The organism is Streptomyces sp. Je 1-79 (assembly GCF_025195125.1).
In the GTDB taxonomy this organism is placed as follows: Bacteria; Actinomycetota; Actinomycetes; order Streptomycetales; family Streptomycetaceae; genus Streptomyces.
This window is the reverse complement of record NZ_JAMGSL010000005.1, coordinates 50,234-67,100: the sequence shown is the minus strand read 5'-3', so window position 1 is coordinate 67,100 and position 16,867 is coordinate 50,234. Positions and strand designations below refer to the sequence as shown.

The 16,867-nt window shown below is 73.3% G+C and carries 17 protein-coding genes; 10 read left to right on the top strand and 7 right to left on the bottom strand.

Features of this window, described 5'->3' with window-relative positions:
• Nucleotides 1-6: 6 nt before the first annotated feature.
• Nucleotides 7-579 carry a helix-turn-helix domain-containing protein gene (locus tag M5362_RS10885; protein WP_260227233.1) on the bottom strand — a complete coding sequence of 191 codons (573 nt, stop codon included), beginning with the start codon at nucleotides 577-579 and terminating at the stop codon, nucleotides 7-9.
• Between the two features lie 117 nt (nucleotides 580-696).
• On the opposite strand from M5362_RS10885, the gene M5362_RS10880 reads away from it, so the two are divergent.
• Nucleotides 697-1,563: a DMT family transporter gene (locus M5362_RS10880; protein ID WP_260227232.1), complete on the top strand. Its 867-nt coding sequence runs from the start codon at nucleotides 697-699 to the stop codon at nucleotides 1,561-1,563.
• Between the two features lie 161 nt (nucleotides 1,564-1,724).
• On the opposite strand, the gene M5362_RS10875 is transcribed toward M5362_RS10880, so the two are convergent.
• On the bottom strand, nucleotides 1,725-2,468 hold the full coding sequence (locus M5362_RS10875) for an acyltransferase (RefSeq protein ID WP_260227231.1): 744 nt from the start codon (nucleotides 2,466-2,468) through the stop codon (nucleotides 1,725-1,727).
• 120 nt (nucleotides 2,469-2,588) lie between these two features.
• On the opposite strand from M5362_RS10875, the gene M5362_RS10870 reads away from it, so the two are divergent.
• Nucleotides 2,589-3,116 carry a gamma carbonic anhydrase family protein gene (locus tag M5362_RS10870; protein WP_260227230.1) on the top strand — a complete coding sequence of 176 codons (528 nt, stop codon included), beginning with the start codon at nucleotides 2,589-2,591 and terminating at the stop codon, nucleotides 3,114-3,116.
• Nucleotides 3,117-3,201: 85 nt separating this feature from the next.
• Here the strand turns inward: M5362_RS10870 and M5362_RS10865 are convergent, their stop codons facing one another.
• Nucleotides 3,202-3,867, bottom strand: coding sequence for a DedA family protein (locus M5362_RS10865; RefSeq protein ID WP_260227624.1), 666 nt, complete (start codon nucleotides 3,865-3,867; stop codon nucleotides 3,202-3,204).
• A 197-nt stretch (nucleotides 3,868-4,064) separates the two neighbouring features.
• Here M5362_RS10865 and M5362_RS10860 point away from each other — a divergent pair, with 197 nt between their 5' ends.
• From M5362_RS10860 to M5362_RS10850, 3 genes are all read left to right on the top strand, one after another.
• Nucleotides 4,065-5,480, top strand: coding sequence for a hypothetical protein (locus tag M5362_RS10860; RefSeq protein ID WP_260227229.1), 1,416 nt, complete (start codon nucleotides 4,065-4,067; stop codon nucleotides 5,478-5,480).
• Between the two features lie 67 nt (nucleotides 5,481-5,547).
• On the top strand, nucleotides 5,548-6,789 hold the full coding sequence (locus M5362_RS10855) for a MoxR family ATPase (protein ID WP_260227228.1): 1,242 nt from the start codon (nucleotides 5,548-5,550) through the stop codon (nucleotides 6,787-6,789).
• Complete coding sequence (locus tag M5362_RS10850; RefSeq protein ID WP_260227227.1) at nucleotides 6,786-8,042, top strand: VWA-like domain-containing protein; 1,257 nt, start codon at nucleotides 6,786-6,788, stop codon at nucleotides 8,040-8,042. Before M5362_RS10855 ends, M5362_RS10850 begins: the two co-directional genes overlap by 4 nt.
• 298 nt (nucleotides 8,043-8,340) lie before the next feature.
• Here M5362_RS10850 and M5362_RS10845 read toward each other — a convergent pair whose 3' ends face one another.
• Nucleotides 8,341-8,802, bottom strand: coding sequence for a DUF4442 domain-containing protein (locus M5362_RS10845; RefSeq protein WP_260227226.1), 462 nt, complete (start codon nucleotides 8,800-8,802; stop codon nucleotides 8,341-8,343).
• Nucleotides 8,803-8,909: 107 nt separating this feature from the next.
• Here M5362_RS10845 and M5362_RS10840 point away from each other — a divergent pair, with 107 nt between their 5' ends.
• Both M5362_RS10840 and M5362_RS10835 read left to right on the top strand, forming a co-directional pair.
• Nucleotides 8,910-9,977: a hypothetical protein gene (locus M5362_RS10840; protein ID WP_260227225.1), complete on the top strand. Its 1,068-nt coding sequence runs from the start codon at nucleotides 8,910-8,912 to the stop codon at nucleotides 9,975-9,977.
• A gap of 41 nt (nucleotides 9,978-10,018) precedes the next feature.
• A complete protein-coding gene (locus M5362_RS10835; RefSeq protein WP_260227224.1) occupies nucleotides 10,019-11,434 on the top strand; it encodes an MFS transporter in 1,416 nt (471 codons plus the stop codon).
• A gap of 3 nt (nucleotides 11,435-11,437) precedes the next feature.
• Here M5362_RS10835 and M5362_RS10830 read toward each other — a convergent pair whose 3' ends face one another.
• The 3 genes from M5362_RS10830 to M5362_RS10820 all read right to left on the bottom strand — a co-directional run bounded on the left by M5362_RS10830 (nucleotide 11,438) and on the right by M5362_RS10820 (nucleotide 14,627).
• Nucleotides 11,438-12,283 carry a spermidine synthase gene (locus M5362_RS10830; RefSeq protein ID WP_260227223.1) on the bottom strand — a complete coding sequence of 282 codons (846 nt, stop codon included), beginning with the start codon at nucleotides 12,281-12,283 and terminating at the stop codon, nucleotides 11,438-11,440.
• Nucleotides 12,284-12,458: 175 nt separating this feature from the next.
• A complete protein-coding gene (gene tuf, locus M5362_RS10825) occupies nucleotides 12,459-13,628 on the bottom strand; it encodes an elongation factor Tu (RefSeq protein WP_260227222.1) in 1,170 nt (389 codons plus the stop codon).
• Between the two features lie 291 nt (nucleotides 13,629-13,919).
• On the bottom strand, nucleotides 13,920-14,627 hold the full coding sequence (locus M5362_RS10820) for a DNA alkylation repair protein (protein WP_260227221.1): 708 nt from the start codon (nucleotides 14,625-14,627) through the stop codon (nucleotides 13,920-13,922).
• A gap of 68 nt (nucleotides 14,628-14,695) precedes the next feature.
• On the opposite strand from M5362_RS10820, the gene M5362_RS10815 reads away from it, so the two are divergent.
• The 3 genes from M5362_RS10815 to M5362_RS10805 all read left to right on the top strand — a co-directional run bounded on the left by M5362_RS10815 (nucleotide 14,696) and on the right by M5362_RS10805 (nucleotide 16,864).
• Entirely contained in the window at nucleotides 14,696-15,481 is a 786-nt protein-coding gene (locus M5362_RS10815) for a TVP38/TMEM64 family protein (protein WP_260227220.1), read from the top strand.
• 239 nt (nucleotides 15,482-15,720) lie between these two features.
• The gene (locus M5362_RS10810) at nucleotides 15,721-16,596 is read left to right on the top strand and encodes an undecaprenyl-diphosphate phosphatase (RefSeq protein ID WP_260227219.1); all 876 of its coding nucleotides are present in this window, start codon (nucleotides 15,721-15,723) and stop codon (nucleotides 16,594-16,596) included.
• Between the two features lie 52 nt (nucleotides 16,597-16,648).
• On the top strand, nucleotides 16,649-16,864 hold the full coding sequence (locus M5362_RS10805) for a hypothetical protein (protein ID WP_260227218.1): 216 nt from the start codon (nucleotides 16,649-16,651) through the stop codon (nucleotides 16,862-16,864).
• Nucleotides 16,865-16,867: the final 3 nt, after the last annotated feature.

Genomic DNA, 16,867 nt, shown 5'->3' with positions numbered 1-16,867 from the left:
GGCGTCTCAGCGTGCGGGCGGGATGGAGACGGCCATGGTCATCTCGGCCGTCTCCGTACCGTCGTTGCGGTAGGCGTGGGGCACGTTGGCCTCGAAGACGGCGGAGGTGCCGGCCGGGATGCGGTGCTCCTCTCCTCCGACGACGAGGGTGAGTTCCCCGGCCGTGACGTGCAGCAGCTCGGTCGTGCCGTCGGGGTGCGGGTCGGAGTCGCTGCCGTCGCCGGGCATCAGGGTCCAGGCCCAGAGCTCCAGGGGGCCGCGCGCCTCGGTGCCGGCGAGGAGCGTCGTGTGGCTGCCGTTGGAGGTGGACCACATGCGCACGGCCTGGGCGGGCGGGACGAGGCGGACGTGGGGACCCTGCTCGTAGTCGAGGAGGGTGGTGATGGAGACACCGAGCGCGTCGGCGAGCTTCACCGTGGTGCCGACGCTGGGGTTCGTCCGGGCCTGTTCGATCTGGATGATCATGCCGCGACTGACGCCCGCCCGTGCGGCGAGCGCATCGAGCGTGAATCCGCGTTCATTGCGCCACCGCTTCAGATTCCGCGCGAGCGACTGCGTGAGCTGATCGAGGTCCGACACATTCCGTCCAATATTCTGGATGACAGAGTTCAACAGACTGAACTACGGTGTGGTCTACCGCGGTGTACTCAGCTGTCCACCGCACTGTACTGCGAGACCGCCACGCTGCGAGGTTCCATGACTGCCCTGTTCGCCCTGGCCACCGCCCTGCTCTGGGGCCTGGCCGACTTCGGCGGCGGACTGCTCACCCGGCGCATGCCCGCCCTCACGGTGGTCGTGGCCTCGCAGACCGTCGCGGTCCTCGTCCTCGGGGCGATCGTGATCGCCACCGGCGCCTGGACCGAGGCGGGCCCCGACCTCTGGTACGCGGTCGCCGCGGGGGTGGTCGGTCCGGTCGCGATGCTCGCGTTCTACAAGGCCCTGGCGCTCGGACCGATGGGCGTGGTCTCGCCGCTCGGCTCGCTCGGCGTCGTCGTGCCGGTCTCGGTGGGCCTGCTCGTCGGCGACCGGCCGGGGCTCCTCCAGTTCGCCGGGATCGGGGTGGCGGTCCTCGGCATCCTCCTCGCCGGCGGGCCCGAACTGCGAGGCGCCCCCGTGCAGCGCCAGGCGGTGCTCCTTACCCTGGTAGCGGCCTTCGGCTTCGGCTCGGTGATGGCCCTGATCGCCGAGGCGTCCTCGACCATGACCGGCCTGTTCCTCGCCCTGTTCGTGCAGCGGGTGACGAACGTGGCGGTGGGTGGCGGGGCGCTGTACGTCTCGGTGAAGCGGGGCGGGCGGGCGCTGCCCGAGGGCGGCGGGCTGAACGTCGTGTGGGCGGCCCTTCCGGCGCTCGCCTTCGTCGGCCTCGCGGACGTCGCCGCCAACGGTACGTACTCGATCGCGGCGCAGAACGGGCCGGTGACGGTCGCGGCGGTCCTGGCGAACCTCTACCCGGTCGTGACAGCGCTGGCCGCGCGCGGGGTACTGAAGGAGAGGCTGCGCGCCATCCAGGCGGCGGGGGCGGGCCTCGCCCTGGTCGGCACGGTGCTGCTCGCGACGGGCTGACGACGGCGGCAGGACGGTGCTGCCGGCAACAGGCCTGACGACGGGGAGAACGGTGCACTCGCCAGGAGCCCACGGCCGGCACGGTGACGCTCGCGACGGGCCGACGGAGGGGGCGGGGTGGAGGCGGCCGCCCCGCACTCTCCGGGCTCCGCGCCGGGGGGTCAGCCGTCCGCGAGGTCCCAGGCCGCGAGCGCGGCAAGCTGTTCGTGGGTCACACCGTCCGGAACCGGCGTCGGCGCCGGTGTCCGCAGCGGCGGCTCCCAGCCCCGCTCCGGGTGGTAGCTGCGCACCACCTTCGCCGGCGCGCCGGCCACCACGGAGTGGTCCGGGACCTCTCCGCGTACGACCGCACCCGCCGCGACCACCACGTTGCGGCCGAGCCTTGCGCCCGGCAGGATCACGGCCCCCGTGCCCAGCCAGCAGCCCGGGCCGATCTCGACCGGCTCGGAGCGCGGCCACTGCCTGCCGACCGGCTCGTCCGGATCGTCGTAACTGTGGTTGGTCGAGGTGATGTAGACGTACGGACCGCAGTACGTGTCCGAGCCGATGGTCACCGCGGTGTCGGCGATGACATGGCTGCCCCGCCCGAGGACGACGCCGTTGCCCAGGGTCAGCACCGTGTCGGGCCCGAGGTCGAGACCGGGCAGCATTCCGGCGGTGAGGGTGACCTGCTCGGCGATGATGCAGCACTCGCCGATCTCGATCCACTGCTCGCCGAAGACGGTCCCCTGCGGGAAGGCCAGCCGCGTGCCCGCGCCCAGGCGCCTGAAGCGCAGCCGCCCGGGGCTCTCGGCGGTCACGGCCCCGGCCTCCTGGACCCAGCGCCACCCGCCCTGCACGGCGCGGGCGAGGACACGGCGCCGCCAGGCGGTGAGAGAGGAGAACGTGTTTCTGTTCCTGGGCACCCGCACACGGTAGTCGGCACCGTCGTACCTGATCACCGGGGTGCCCTGTGATGTCCGTCATGGGCCACGACTAGGGTGCCGTGGAGGCGTGACGCAATCACGAGGGATCAGGAGCGAACGATGACAGAGGCGTTGATCAGGGCCGTGGGCGGCAAGGAGCCGCAGGTCGATCCGACGGCCTTCACGGCGCCGACCTCCGTCGTGCTCGGTGACGTCACGCTCGGTGCCCGCGCCAGCGTCTGGTACCACGCCGTGCTGCGGGCGGACTGCGGTCCCGTCGTCGTCGGCGAGGACTCCAACATCCAGGACAACTGCACCGTCCACGTCGACCCCGGCTTCCCGGTCACGATCGGCGACCGTGTGACGGTCGGACACAACGCGACCGTCCACGGCTGCACCATCGAGGACGACGTCCTGGTCGGCATGGGGGCCACGGTCCTCAACGGGGCGCGCGTGGGCGCCGGCTCGCTCATCGCCGCGCAGGCGCTGGTCCCGCAGGGGATGGAGATCCCGCCGGGGTCGCTGGTGGCCGGTGTCCCGGCCAAGGTCCGGCGCCCGCTGACGGAGGAGGAGCAGGCGGGCATCCGCCTCAACGCGGAGATGTACCTCCACCTGGCCAAGGGCCACGCCGAGGCCTTCGCGGACTGAGAGCCCGGGGCGCCCGCCACACGGAGAAGGGCGCGGCGGCCGTGAGGCCACCGCGCCCTTCTGCGTCCTTCGGGAGCGCCCTCGGTCAGTCCGCCACCGACACCGGCGTCGGCTCCGGGGCCGGCTCGGTCTTCGGCTGCGTCGTCGCCGCGGCCTTCTTCGCACGGTTCTTCAGGATCAGCATCGACGTCACGCCGATCAGGACGGCCAGCACCAGGCCCAGCCACGAGAAGCGCTTGAGCCACGCCTCGGCGACGACGCCCACCGAGTAGATGACGGCCGTCGTGCCGCCCGCCCACAGGATGCCGCCGAAGACGTTGGCGAGGAGGAACTTCCAGTACGGCATCTTCAGCACGCCCGCGAGCGGTCCCGCGAAGATCCGCAGCAGGGCGACGAAGCGGCCGAAGAAGACGGCCCACATGCCCCACTTCTCGAAGGAGCGCTCCGCCAGCGCGATGTTGGCCTCGCTGAAGTGCTTGGGGAACTTCTTCCCCAGCCAGGCCAGCAGCGGACGGCCGCCCCTGCGGCCGATCGCGTACCCGATCGAGTCGCCGATGATGGCGCCGGCGGTGGCGCAGGCACCGAGGACGTACGGGTTGATGTCACCGTGCTGGGAGGCGAGCAGGGCCGAGCTGACGAGGACGATCTCGCCGGGCAACGGGATCCCCAGGCTCTCGAGCCCGATCACCACACCCACCAGCGCGTAGATCGCGCCCGCGGGGATCGTCTCCAGCCATTCCTGGACGTGCAACGCGGATTCCTCCCGTGTCGAGGCGCGCGCCGCGTCGCGCACGCCGGGGCAGCCTACCTGGTCGGGGAAGTCGGCCGGCCCGCCTCACGAGGCCGTAAACCAATGGCCCGCCGTGACGGTCGAGCGATACGCTCCGCCGTGATGACGACTCACTCCGTACAGAGTTGGGGGGTCCCGTCCGCGCAAGGTGAGTGCTGATGCCCACTCGCACCGCGTACGGGGATTCCCACCCTTCCTTCCTGACCTTCTGGCTGCGCGTGCGCGAGTTCGCCGTGCCGCCCTCCATGATCGAGACCGCGACCGCCCGCCGGCTGGCCGGCGACTGGGCCGGGGCGTGCGCCGCCGCACGCGTGGACGTCGATCTCGACCTGCGCTCCGTGGCCCGGGCCCATGGCCGGGAACTCGCCGACCGGGTCCGGCACGATCTCCGCGGCCTCGCTCCCGACCTGCTGCGCTGGCACATGCCGAGGATCGCTCCGCACGGACTGCTGCGGCCGGGGCTGACGATCCCGCTGGCGCGGTACGACCCGGTGCGGCCCGGGCACACGGGGCCGGTGCATCTCGTGGCCCGGACGCCGCCGGCGTGGGCCGACGGCGGTCAGCGGATCAGCCTCACCCTGTGGGACGGATCCGCGCGTGAGGCCGCCGCCCGCCGCCATCCGCACCCCCGTCCCAGTAGGCGCTTCCGCCTGGATCTGCACCGCCACCTGTGGGACGCGCGGAGCGCCGCCGAGCTGCGGGTCCGCGCGGGGGCCGACGGTCCCGCGACGGCGGATCCGGCGGTGACCGGGGTGCCGGTTCCGCTTCCGGAGGGCTTCCGCTGCGCCGTCGACCGGTGGGCCGCCGAGGCGGGGCACCTGCTCCGGGCCGAGGGCAGCTCCGGTGGCCCCGTGGCCGTACGCGTCGGGCCCCGGCACCAGCTGACCCTCGACGTGCGCCCGGACCCGGTCCCGCACGCGGACGGCCCGGGGTGGCGGATCACCTCCGTCTCTCGGGACGGCGGTGGCGCGGCGGTGCCCGTACTGCCGGACGCGGCGACCTGGGTGCTGCCCGATCTGGACCTCCTCCGCGCCGGTGCGATCGAGGCCGGTCTGCTGCACCCACTCGTCGCCTCGGCACTCGTACCGGATCGCGCGCCGCCGGGCCCAACCTCCCCGGGAGAGGACCCGGCCGGCGGACCACGCTTCGTGGAGTGCCGGGGAGCCCGGCACCGGATCGGCCTGGCCGACGGCGTACTGGCCGCCCTGGACCACGACCCGGACGAGATCCGCCGGGAGGAACTGCTCGTGGCGCTGGGCGGGACCCCGCTGCCCTGTCTGCGGGCGATCGACGAGGCGCACCGCCGCCCCGACTGCCTCGTCGGTGTCCGGGAACGCCTGCACCACGGTGACATCGCCGGAGCGCTGGCCGTCGTCGAAGGCCTGCTCGGCCCCGACGCGACGCTCCGCGGCGGCGCGCTGCGCGACGCGCTGGAGGCGGCGGCACGGCGGCGGATCGCCTACGGGCTGTTCAGGGCGGGCCTGGACGGCCCCGCGCTCCACCGGGCACGACCGGCGCAGCGCCGTCCGCGCGACCACCGCCCCCATCCCCGCCACGCGCGCACCGCGCGCTGACGCCTGCCACGGGGCTCCGTCCCCGTCCCCATCCCTTTTCACACCACGAACCCCAAGGTGATCACCCATGACCTCGATGTCCCCGTACGCCCCTGCCCCCGACTCCCCGCTCGACGTCGCCGGCGCGTTGCTGGCCCTGCTGGACGACACCACCACCGAACCACGGCCCGACACCCAGCTGGAGGCCCTGACACTGGCCGTGGCGGCCGACCTGCCCGTGGTCCTGTGGGGCGAGCCGGGGATCGGCAAGACGGCGGCCCTGACGCGGCTGGCCGAGGAGCTGGACCTCCCGCTGACCACGGTCATCGCCAGCGTGCACGAGCCGTCGGACTTCTCGGGGCTGCCGATCGTCGGCGACGACCCCGCCGAGCAGGGTGTCCCGATGGCCCCGCCCGACTGGGCCGTGCGTCTGGTCCGGGCCGGCCGGGGGCTGCTGTTCCTGGACGAGCTGTCCACCGCCCCTCCGTCCGTCCAGGCCGCGCTGCTCCGCCTGGTCCTGGAGCGGCGGATCGGTGCGCTCCGGCTGCCTCCGGGGGTACGGATCGTCGCCGCCGCCAACCCGCGTTCCTCGGCGGCCGACGGCTGGGAACTGAGCCCTCCGCTGGCCAACCGGTTCGTCCATCTGCAGTGGACCCACGACCAGGAGGTCGTCGTCCGCGGTCTCGGGGGGACCTGGCCCCGGGCGACGCTGCCCCGGCTGGACGCCGAGAGGCTCCCGGCGGCCGTGGAGTACGCCCGCCGCGCGGTGTGCGGTCTCCTGACCGCCCGGCCCGGGCTCGTGCACCGGCTGCCCGGGAGCGAGACGCGGCGGGGCGGCCCGTGGCCCTCGCCCCGGAGCTGGGACATGACGCTCCGTCTGATCGCCTTCGCGACCGCGGCCGGCTCCTCCCGCGAGGTGCTGTCCCAGCTTGTCCGGGGCGCCGTGGGCGACGGCCCGGGCCTTGAGCTGCTGGCGAGCCTGGACCGGATGGACCTGCCGGACCCGGAGGAGCTGCTCGCCGACCCGGCGGCGGCCGAGCTGCCGGAGCGCGGCGATCTGCGCCAGGCGGTACTGGACGCAGTGGTGGCGGCGGTCCGCGGCCGCCCGGACAGGGCGCGCTGGGACGCGGCCTGGGCGCTCCTGGTGCGGGCGCTGGAGACCGGGGCCCCGGATCTGGTGGTCGTCCCCGCGACGACGCTCGCCTCGCTGCGTCAGGGTGACTGGGACGTTCCGGCGTCGATCGAGCGCCTCGCGGGTGTGGTCACCCTCTCGCGGCGCGCGGACGACGCGGCGGCCCGGTCGGCGGTCGCCGTGAAGGGGCGCCGATGACGCACGGAACGGTGGTCGCCTCGGAGGCCCGGGCACTGGACTTCGACAAGCTGTACGCGGCCCGGCTGCATGCCGCCCGGGTCCGGCCCTATCTGGCGACGGCGCTGTTCGCCCTGCACACCGTGGAGTCGCGGCAGGTGCCGACGATGGCGGTCGACCGGCACTGGCGGTGCTACGCCTCCCCCGTGTTCGTGGACCGGACCCCGGTGGAGGAGCTGGCGGGAGTGTGGGTGCACGAGGTGTCCCATCTGCTGCGCGACCATCACGGGCGCTGTGACCGGGTCGCGCGGGGGCTCGGTCCGACCGGTCCCGGGGAGCGGTTGCGGATGAACATCGCCGCGGACCTCGAGATCAACGACGACGTGTTCGGCGAGGGCCTCGTCCGCCCCGAAGGGGCCGTCGTGCCGGAGTCCTTGAACCTGCCGGGTGGCCTGCTGATGGAGGAGTATCTCCGGCGGTTCCGGCTCGTGCCGCGGAGCCTCGACGTCGCCTGGCTCGACTGCGGCAGCGGCGCGGACGGCCGCGCGAGGGAGTGGGACCTGGGGCCCGACGGCGCGCACGGTCTCAGCGCGCAGGAGCGGGACGCGGTGCGGTTCCGTGTGGCGCAGGGCATCTCGGGCCGTCCCGGGAGCGCCCCGCAGGGGTGGCAGCGCTGGGCGGAGGAGGCGTTCCATCCGCCGCAGGCGTGGCGGGAGTTGCTGGGCGCGGCGGTCCGGTCGGCGGCCTCTGGGCCGGGCGCGGGCGACGACTACACGTACGGCCGTCCCTCGCGGCGCTCGACCTGCGTGCCCGGCGTCGTGCTGCCGAGCCTGCGGCGAACGCCGCCACGGGTCTCCGTGGTCATCGACACCTCGGGCTCGGTCAGCGACGCCGAACTGGGGAGCGCGCTCCTGGAGGTCGCCGCGATCGCCCGCGCCGTGGGCGGCCGTCGCGACCTGGTCACCGTGGTGTCGTGCGACGCGGCGGCCGGGGTCGCGCACCCGCTGTGCCGCGCGGAGGGCATCCCGCTCGTCGGCGGCGGCGGTACGGACCTGCGCGAGGGCTTCGCGACGGCCCTGCGCGCGCGTCCTCGCCCGGACGTCGTGGTCGTCCTGACGGACGGCCAGACGCCTTGGCCAGGCGGCGCCCCGCCGTGCCGAACGGTGGTGGGCCTCTTCCCCCGCCCGCGGCGTTCCGGGACGCGCGACGAGGAGGACCCCGACCACGTCCCGGACACCCCGCCCGCCTGGGCCCGCGTCGTCACGATCGGCTGACCGCCCGGCTCGCGCCGGGAAAGGGAACGGACGGGAACGGGAACGGACGGGAACGCGAGCCGACGCGAACGGCAGCCGACCGGAACGCGAGCCGACGGAAACGGAAGGCGACCGGAACGCGGGGCGACGGAGACGGGAGAGCCGACGGGAACGCGAGCCGACGGAAACGGGAGCGGACGGGAACGCGAGCCGCCGGGGAGGACGCGGGGGACGAGGCCCCGGAAACACTCGCCCCGGGTCCGGGCCCGACCGCCCGGACCCGGGGCTGCCTGGGGCGGCCCCGCCCCTCAGCCGCGTACTACTTCCCCTGGCCGTTCGGCCGGAGCGTCCAGACGACCGTCATCTCGCCCGTCACCGCGCCGTCCTCGCGGGTGATCGCGATGTGGACGGGGAACTCCGGGCGCTCGCCCGCGTCCAGGTCGGCCACGACCTCGGCGACCGGGCGGCCCAGGGTGGCCGTCGCGGTGACGACGCCCATCGCCAGCTTCTTGTAGCCGATCTCGGCGGTGACCGCGAGCGGGACCGCGCGGGTCAGCTGGTCGCCGAAGGCGGCCAGGACGATCGCGCCGCTGGCCGACTCGGCCAGGGTGAACATGGCTCCGGCGTGCGGGCCGCCGACGTGGTTGTGGTAGTCGGCCTGGTCCGGCAGTCGGACGACGGCACGCTCGGAAGTGGTCTCCAGGAACTCGAGGTTGAGGGTCCTGGCCATGGGAACCGTCGCGGCGAGCATCTCGCCGACGGACATCTGGTCTGCGCTCATGCGGCGATGTTACCCACGAGTAGCAGAGATGGCCATCCCCGCCTGCACCACACCCTCACGGGGGCGGGCGTAGCACGGTTTCCGCCGCACCTCTATGGTTACTGGCCATGTGGCCAGGACAGCAGCCGCCCGGGGGCGAGCAGAACCCGCAGGACCAGAACCCGTACCAGCAGTCGGGGTACCAGCAGCCGAACCCGTACCAACAGCCCGGGTACCAGCAGCAGCCCGGCTACCCGCAGCAGCCGCCCACGCAGCCGGGTTACCCCCAGCAGCCGGCCCAGCCCGGGTACCAGCCCAACCCGTACCAGCAGCCGACCGTGCCGCAGTACGCGGTGCCGGGCGGGCCGCAGGGCGGGCCGGGCGACGGGAAGAAGAAGCAGACGACCCTCATCGCCGTCGTCGCCGCGACGGCCGTGGTCGTCGCCGCCGGTGTCACCGGGTTCCTGGTCCTCGGCAACGACGACGACAAGAACACGAAGGCGGGCGACGACCCGAAGGCCAGCGCCTCGGCATCCGGCTCCGCGCAGCCCTCCCCCTCGCTCGACAACCCGCGCGACGACGCCGCGCAGCAGCCGACGATCCCGGGCTGGAAGGTCGTCCACAACCCGAAGTACGGCACGCTGTTCGACGTACCGCCCGAGTGGGAGGTGCTGAAGCCCGGCTCCATCACGTTCTTCGAGGACGAGAAGAAGGGCGACGGCTCCCCGGTCGTCACCATGTCCTCGCCCGTGCGCTACAAGAGCAAGTGGTGCACGTTCGACACGAACAAGGACGGCTCCGAGGAGTCGTGGGGCCTGAGCAGCGCCGGCACCAAGGGCGGCCAGGGCGCCAAGAACACCGACGAGGCGGCGTTCAACGAGGCCGGAAACTGGGTGTGGGCCGGATACGCCCAGCACATGCCCAAGGGGACGATCAAGATCACCAAGGCGGTGCCGTACACCACCAAGTCCGGCCTCGTCGGCAGCGTCTCGACGGCCACCGCCCCGGGGATCAAGAAGCGGAACAAGTGCGAGTCGGACGGCAAGGCCCTCGCGTTCTCCTTCAAGAACTCTAAGGGCGACTTCTCCTCGTTCGTGCTCTACGGAGCCGCCGGGGTCAAGGACGAGCTGGCGGACGCCACCATCCAGAAGATCCTCTCGACGGTGCGGCTGACCGAGGCCTCCGCTGACGGGTAATCCGCTTGGCAGGAGGCGGCGACGACGGGGATAGTCCCGGAGTGAGTACTCCCGCCGCCGCCTCCCGCACCCCCCTGCTCTCGCGCCGCCCCGAGTGGGCGGGCCGCAACTACCTGCTGCTGACCGCCGCCGCGTTCGTCACCAACCTCGGCACCCACGGTGCCCTGATCGCGGCGGCGTTCGCGGTGATCCAGACCGGTGGCGACGGCGGCGACGTGGGCCTGGTGGCGGCGGCCCGGACGCTGCCGCTCGTACTCTTCCTGCTCATCGGCGGCGCTGTCGCCGACCGGCTCCCCCGGCACCGCGTGATGGTGGCCGCCAACGCGCTGAACTGTGTCTCGCAGGGCGCCTTCGCCGTACTCGTCCTCGCGGGCGACCCGCAGCTCTGGCAGATGATGCTGCTGACCGCGCTGTGCGGAACGGGCCAGGCCTTCTTCAGCCCGGCGGCCGAGGGCATGCTGATGTCCAGCGTCAGCGGCGAACAGGTCAGCCGCGCCTTCGCGCTCTTCCGGATGGCGATGCACGGCGCGGGCATCGGCGGCGCGGCGCTCGGCGGCGCGATGATCGCCGTCATGGGACCCGGCTGGGTCCTCGCCGTCGACGCGGTCGCCTTCGCCGTCGCCGGCGCGCTCCGCGCCTTCCTCGACGTCAGCCACATCGCCGAACGGGAGGCGGGCGGCGGGCTCCTCTCCGATCTGCGCGAAGGCTGGCAGGAGTTCGTCGGGCGGCCCTGGCTGTGGTCGATCGTGGCCCAGTTCTCCATCGTCGTGGCCCTCGTCGGCGCGGCCGAGTCGGTCTACGGACCGCTGGTGGCCAGGGACGAACTGGGCGGTGCCCGGCCGTGGGGGCTCGCGCTCGCCGCGTTCGGCGTGGGCACGCTCAGCGGCGCGGTGCTGATGATGCGCTGGAAGCCGCGCCGGATGCTGCTCGTCGGCACCCTGGGCGTCTTCCCGTTCGCCCTCCCCTCGGCGGCGCTCGCGGTGCCGCTCGACGTCGTGGGGCTCTCGGCGGCCATGTTCGTCAGCGGCCTGGCCATCGAGGTGTTCGGCGTGGCGTGGATGACGACGCTGCACCAGGAGATCCCGGAGGAGAAGCTCTCCCGGGTCGCGGCGTACGACTGGTTCGGCTCGACGGCGATGCTCCCGCTCTCCACGGCGCTCGCGGGCCCGGCGGAGAGCCTCTTCGGCCGCAGCCAGGCGCTCTGGGGCTCGGCGGTCCTGATCGTCGTCGTGACGGCGCTCGTGCTGCTCGTCCCGGACGTCCGGAACCTGACGCGCCGCACGAAGGAGATCGCCTCCGGCTCCGCCACCTCCGTACCGGTGCCCGCGCCCCTCCCTTCACCCGCGCCCGGCTCCGCGTCCGCCTCCCTGGCTGCGCCCGCGCCCGCCTCCCCGACCGCGCCCGCCTCCCTCTCCGCGCCCGCCTCCGCGGAGAACGGCGCCGGCACGGTCCGCTGACCGTCATCCCACGCTGAACGCCCCGTCCGGCGGTACGGGAGACGGCACCGCGTCCGGGTCGCTCACCGGCCTCGCGGCGCCGGTGAAGCGCGCGAGCGAGTCGCCGTACTCCACCCGTGCGGGGAAGGCGTCCGCCGCCGCGCGCCGGGCCAGGCGCGCCGTGTCGATCTCCCGGCCGGAGGCGACGAGCACGGCGTTTCCGAAGCGGCGACCGCGCAGCACCGCCGGTTCGGCGATCAGCGCCAGCTCGGGGAAGACGGTCGCGAAGGTGGCCAGTTGGGAGCGGAGGAAGGCGAAGGGCGCCCCGTCGGCCAGATTGGCCGCGTAGATCCCGCCCGGCCGCAGCACCCGCCGTGCCTCGCGCGCGTACTCCACCGAGGTCAGGTGGGCCGGGACCCGCGAGCCTCCGAAGACATCGGCGATGAGCACGTCCGCCGACGCGTGGGGCGCGCTCTCCAGCCACGCCCGGGCGTCGGACCCGTGGACGGTGACCCCGGAACCGTCCGGCAGCGGAAGGTGCTCGGCGACCAGGCCGAGCAGGCCCCGGTCGGCCTCCACCACGTCCTGGCGCGAGCCGGGGCGGGTGGCAGCGACGTACCGGGGCAGGGTGAGCGCCCCGCCGCCGAGGTGGAGGACGGAGAGCGGCTCGCCCTCGTCGGTGGCGCTGTCGAGGACGTGGGCGAGCCGGCGCGCGTACTCGAACTCGAGGTGCGTCGGTTCGTCCAGGTCGATGTACGACTGCGGTGCGCCGTCGACCGTCAGCAGCCAGGCCCGCTCCCGGTCCACATCGGGCATGAGCCGGGCGGTTCCCCAGTCGACGTCCCGGATGACGGGTATCTGCTCGTTCACGCTCTCATTGTGCCCACAGCGCAGGGACCGCCTCCGCACGGACCACGGCCCCGGTCCGTGCTCGCGGTCCGTGCTCGCGGTCCGTGCTCCCGGTCCGTGGTCCCGGGGCGGCGCACGGCGGTGGGCCCGCACTCCGTGGCGTACGGCGTGCGGGCCCCCGCCCGGCGCGGCGCGGTCAGCCCACCGTCGTGACCGTACCCGCGCCGACCGTGCGGCCGCCCTCGCGGATCGCGAAGCCGAGGCCGGCCTCCAGCGGTACGTCACGGCCGAGCTCTACGGTCATGGTGACCGTGTCGCCGGGGCGCGCGACGGCCGCCTCGCCGAGGTCGACGTCGCCGACGACGTCCGCGGTGCGGATGTAGAACTGCGGGCGGTAGCCGGTCGAGACGGGGGTGGTGCGACCACCCTCCCGGCCCGACAGGACGTAGACCTGCGCGGTGAACCGCCGGCTCGGAACGACGCTGCCGGGCGCCGCCACCACGTGACCGCGGCGGACGGTGTCGCGGGCGACACCCCGCAGCAGCAGGGCCACGTTGTCGCCCGCCTCGGCGGACTCCATGGGCTTGCCGAAGGTCTCGACCCCGGTGACGACCGTCTCGGTCTCCGCGCCGAGCACCTCGACACGGTCGCCGACCCGCACGCTCCCCCGCTCGATCGCGCCCGTGACGACGGTGCCTCGGCCGGTGATCGTGAGCACGTTCTCGACGGACATCAGGAACGGCGCGTCCACATAGCGCACCGGCATCGGTACGTACGTGTCCACGGCGTCGAGAAGCGCCTCGATCGCCGCGGTCCACCGCGGGTCCCCCTCCAGGGCCTTGAGTCCGGACACCCGGACGACGGGAACCCCGTCGCCGCCGTAACCGTGCGCGGTCAGCAGCTCCCGCACCTCCAGCTCGACCAGGTCGGCCAGCTCGTCGTCACCGGCGTCGGCCTTGTTGAGCGCGACGACGATGTGGTCGACGCCGACCTGCCGGGCGAGGAGCACGTGCTCGGCGGTCTGCGGCATGATCCCGTCGAGCGCGGAGACGACGAGGATCGCCCCGTCGAGCTGGGCGGCGCCGGTGACCATGTTCTTGACGTAGTCCGCGTGGCCGGGCATGTCGACGTGCGCGTAGTGACGGGTGTCGGTCTCGTACTCGACGTGCGCGATGTTGATGGTGATGCCGCGCTGGGCCTCCTCGGGCGCGCGGTCGATGCGGTCGAAAGGCACGAACGTGCCGGTCCCGCGCTCGCTGAGGACCTTGGTGATGGCGGCGGTGAGAGTCGTCTTGCCGTGGTCGACGTGGCCCATGGTGCCGATGTTCAGGTGCGGCTTGGTGCGCACGTATGCCGTCTTGGGCATGGTTCGCTCGTTCCTTGAGCTCGAAGCGTGTGAGGGGACCCCGGGGCCGGACCGACCCTCCCCCTGCGGGGTCCGCCGGACGATCCGGGGAGGGTCAGCTTCGGGCGCCGTCGAAAGCGACTGCGAGCAGTGCGGCTGCCGCGCAGGATGCGACGGGGACGACGAGGAATTCGGCAGCCTTCGGCGCGGCCGCGACTGCGGGCCGTGCTGCGAGGAAGGCGTACCGGGACATGCCCCTGATCATCGTGGTACGGGCGGTCCGCGTCGAACGATTTTCTGTCGAGGGGGAGTTCAGAGGTGCTTGAGCGCCTCGCGCACGGAGAGCGGGGCGAGCCGGTCCCTGTTCCGCTCGACGAACGCGCGCACCTCGTCGGGGCCGGTCCTGGCGTACTCGCGCAGGGCCCAGCCGATCGCCTTGCGGAGGAAGAAGTCGGTGTCGCCCGCGCGGCGCAGGCAGTAGGCGAACAACCGCTCGGTGTCGGTGTCGCCCTTGAAGCGGAGTTGGTGCAGCAGCGCGGTCCGCGCGATCCAGAGGTCGTCGTCCTCGATCCACTCGTCCATCCGCTCGGCGAGCCCCGGATCGGCGGCGACGAGCCCGCCGACCACATGCGCGGCGAGGTGGTCGACGGTGTCCCACCAGGAGTCGGTGAGGACGAGGTGCCGGGCGACGGGCAGGAAGCCGGACGAGCAGCGCCCGACGTGGCGGCGCAGGTAGTCGACGGCGAAGTAGTGGTACTCGCGCTCGGGGAGGGCGAAGCAGCGCAGGGCGACGGCCGTGCAGTCGGCCTCGTCGGGGCGTGGGGTGCCTTCCAGGACCGTACGGGACAGGGCGCGCCGCTCGGGGGTACGGACGCCGAGGAAGGGCGCGATCCCCTTCATGTACGCGACCATCTCCTGGGCCCGGAAGGGGTCGCCGGCGGCGGGGTAGACCTCGGTCAGGCGCCCGAGGACGGTGTCGGCGAGCGCACTGGCGGGGGCGGTGGGCGGCGCGGACGTCATGCGGCTCACAGTACGGCGGATGACGGACATTACGGCGATCACACGGGTGGTTCGGTTACTCTCCCCGGATGCTCGACCCCGTCTCCCGGCCGCCGGGCTCCCTCACTCCGCGCTGGTCCCGGGCTCTGCTCTCGTCCTGGTCGCGGCTCTCCCTGCTCGCCGCGCTCCTGCTCGTCGCGGCGACGACCGTCGTGCTGTACGAGCCGCAGCGGCTGCTCGCGGACGGCTGGCCGCCGCACACGAGCGGCGCGGGCGCGGTGCTGCTGTTCGCCCTGGCGTACGGCGCGTGCACGGCGGCCTTCGTGCCGCGGCCGATCCTGAACCTGGCGGCGGGCGCGCTCTTCGGTACCCAGGCGGGTCTGGTGGCGGCGGTGGCCGGAACGGTCCTCGGGGCGGGCATCTCCTTCACGCTCGGGCGGTTCCTGGGGCAGGACGCGCTGCGGCCGCTGCTGCGGGGGCGCTGGCTGACGGCCGCGGACGGGCAGTTGAGCCGGCACGGCTTCCGCTCGATGCTGGCCGTCCGGCTCTTCCCCGGGGTGCCGTTCGCGGCGGCCAACTACTGCGCGGCGGTCTCCCGCATGGGGTACACGCCCTTCCTGCTGGCCACCGCGCTGGGGTCGATCCCGAACACGGCGGCGTACGTGGTGGCCGGCAGCGAGGCCGGATCGCCGACCTCGCCCGCGTTCCTGATCTCGATGGGCTTCATCGTCGTCTCGGGCCTGGCCGCGGCGGCCGTGGCCTGGCGCAAGCGCCACGGCCTGCGGGCACGGGCGGCGGCGCGGGGCGCGGCGTCGGCCGCCCCGTCCGCGCCGGAACGCTCCCTGGAGACCGCGGGAGCCCCTGAGGCTCGCTGACCGGGGCTCCGCCGCAAGCCCGGCCCCGCCACGAGCCCGGTCCCGGTGCGAGCCCGGTCCCGCCGCGAGCCCGGCCCCCCGGTGCGATCGGCGCGGGCCGGGCGGCGACGGGCCCTGTGGAGACCTGGGACCGGGGGCTTCATCTCGGGACGGTACGCTGCGCAACGACCGGCGGTCGATCTTCCGATCGGACCGCCTTTTCCTGACCGCACGAGTACCTTCGGGACGGCCCTAGCCCCATGAGTTGGTTCGAATCATTCATCCTCGGACTCGTCCAGGGGCTGACGGAGTTCCTTCCCATCTCCTCCAGCGCGCACCTCCGCCTCACGGCCGCGTTCGCCGGCTGGGAGGACCCGGGAGCGGCCTTCACCGCGATCACCCAGATCGGTACGGAGACCGCCGTCCTGATCTACTTCCGCAAGGACATCGCCCGGATCGTCTCGGCGTGGTTCCGCTCGCTGCGCGACAAGTCGATGCGCAGCGACCACGACGCCCAGATGGGCTGGCTGGTCATCGTCGGCTCGATCCCGATCGGCGTGCTCGGCGTGACACTGAAGGACCACATCGAGGGTCCGTTCCGCGATCTGCGGCTGATCGCCACGACGCTCATCGTGATGGGTGTCGTCCTCGGCATCGCGGACCGGATCGCCGCCCGCGACGAGGCCGGCGGCCGGCACCGCGCGGCGCGCGAGCGCAAGACACTCAAGGACCTCGGCGTACGGGACGGTCTGATCTACGGCGTCTGCCAGGCGATGGCCCTGATCCCGGGCGTCTCCCGCTCCGGGGCGACGATCTCCGGCGGTCTGCTGATGGGCTACACCCGTGAGGCGGCGGCCCGCTACTCGTTCCTGCTCGCCATCCCCGCGGTGCTCGCCTCGGGCGTCTTCGAGCTGAAGGACGCGACCGAGGGCGGCCATGTGTCGTGGGGTCCGACGGTCTTCGCGACGATCATCGCGTTCGCCGTCGGCTACGCGGTCATCGCCTGGTTCATGAAGTTCATCACGACCAAGAGCTTCATGCCGTTCGTGATCTACCGGATCGCGCTGGGCATCCTGCTCTTCATCCTGGTCGGCACGGACACCCTCAGCCCCCACGCGGGCGAGTCCGGGTCCTGACCTCGGGCGAACCCGCCGGGCGATCTTCGGGTGCGCGTCGCACCCTGGAACCATGGCCTGGCAACCACCCATCGTCGTGCACCGCCCGTCCCCCGACGGCGGGCGGCGCGTCACCGTCCGCGGACAGATCGTGGGCCTGGCGCACAACGACACCGACCTCGTCGAGTTCCTGCGCCGAGCCGGACTCGAGGACGCCGACATGATCCTCGACGATCCGCACCTGGTGGAGTGGCGCGGCGGCCGCCCGCACCGCTGGGAGGCCGCCTAGACG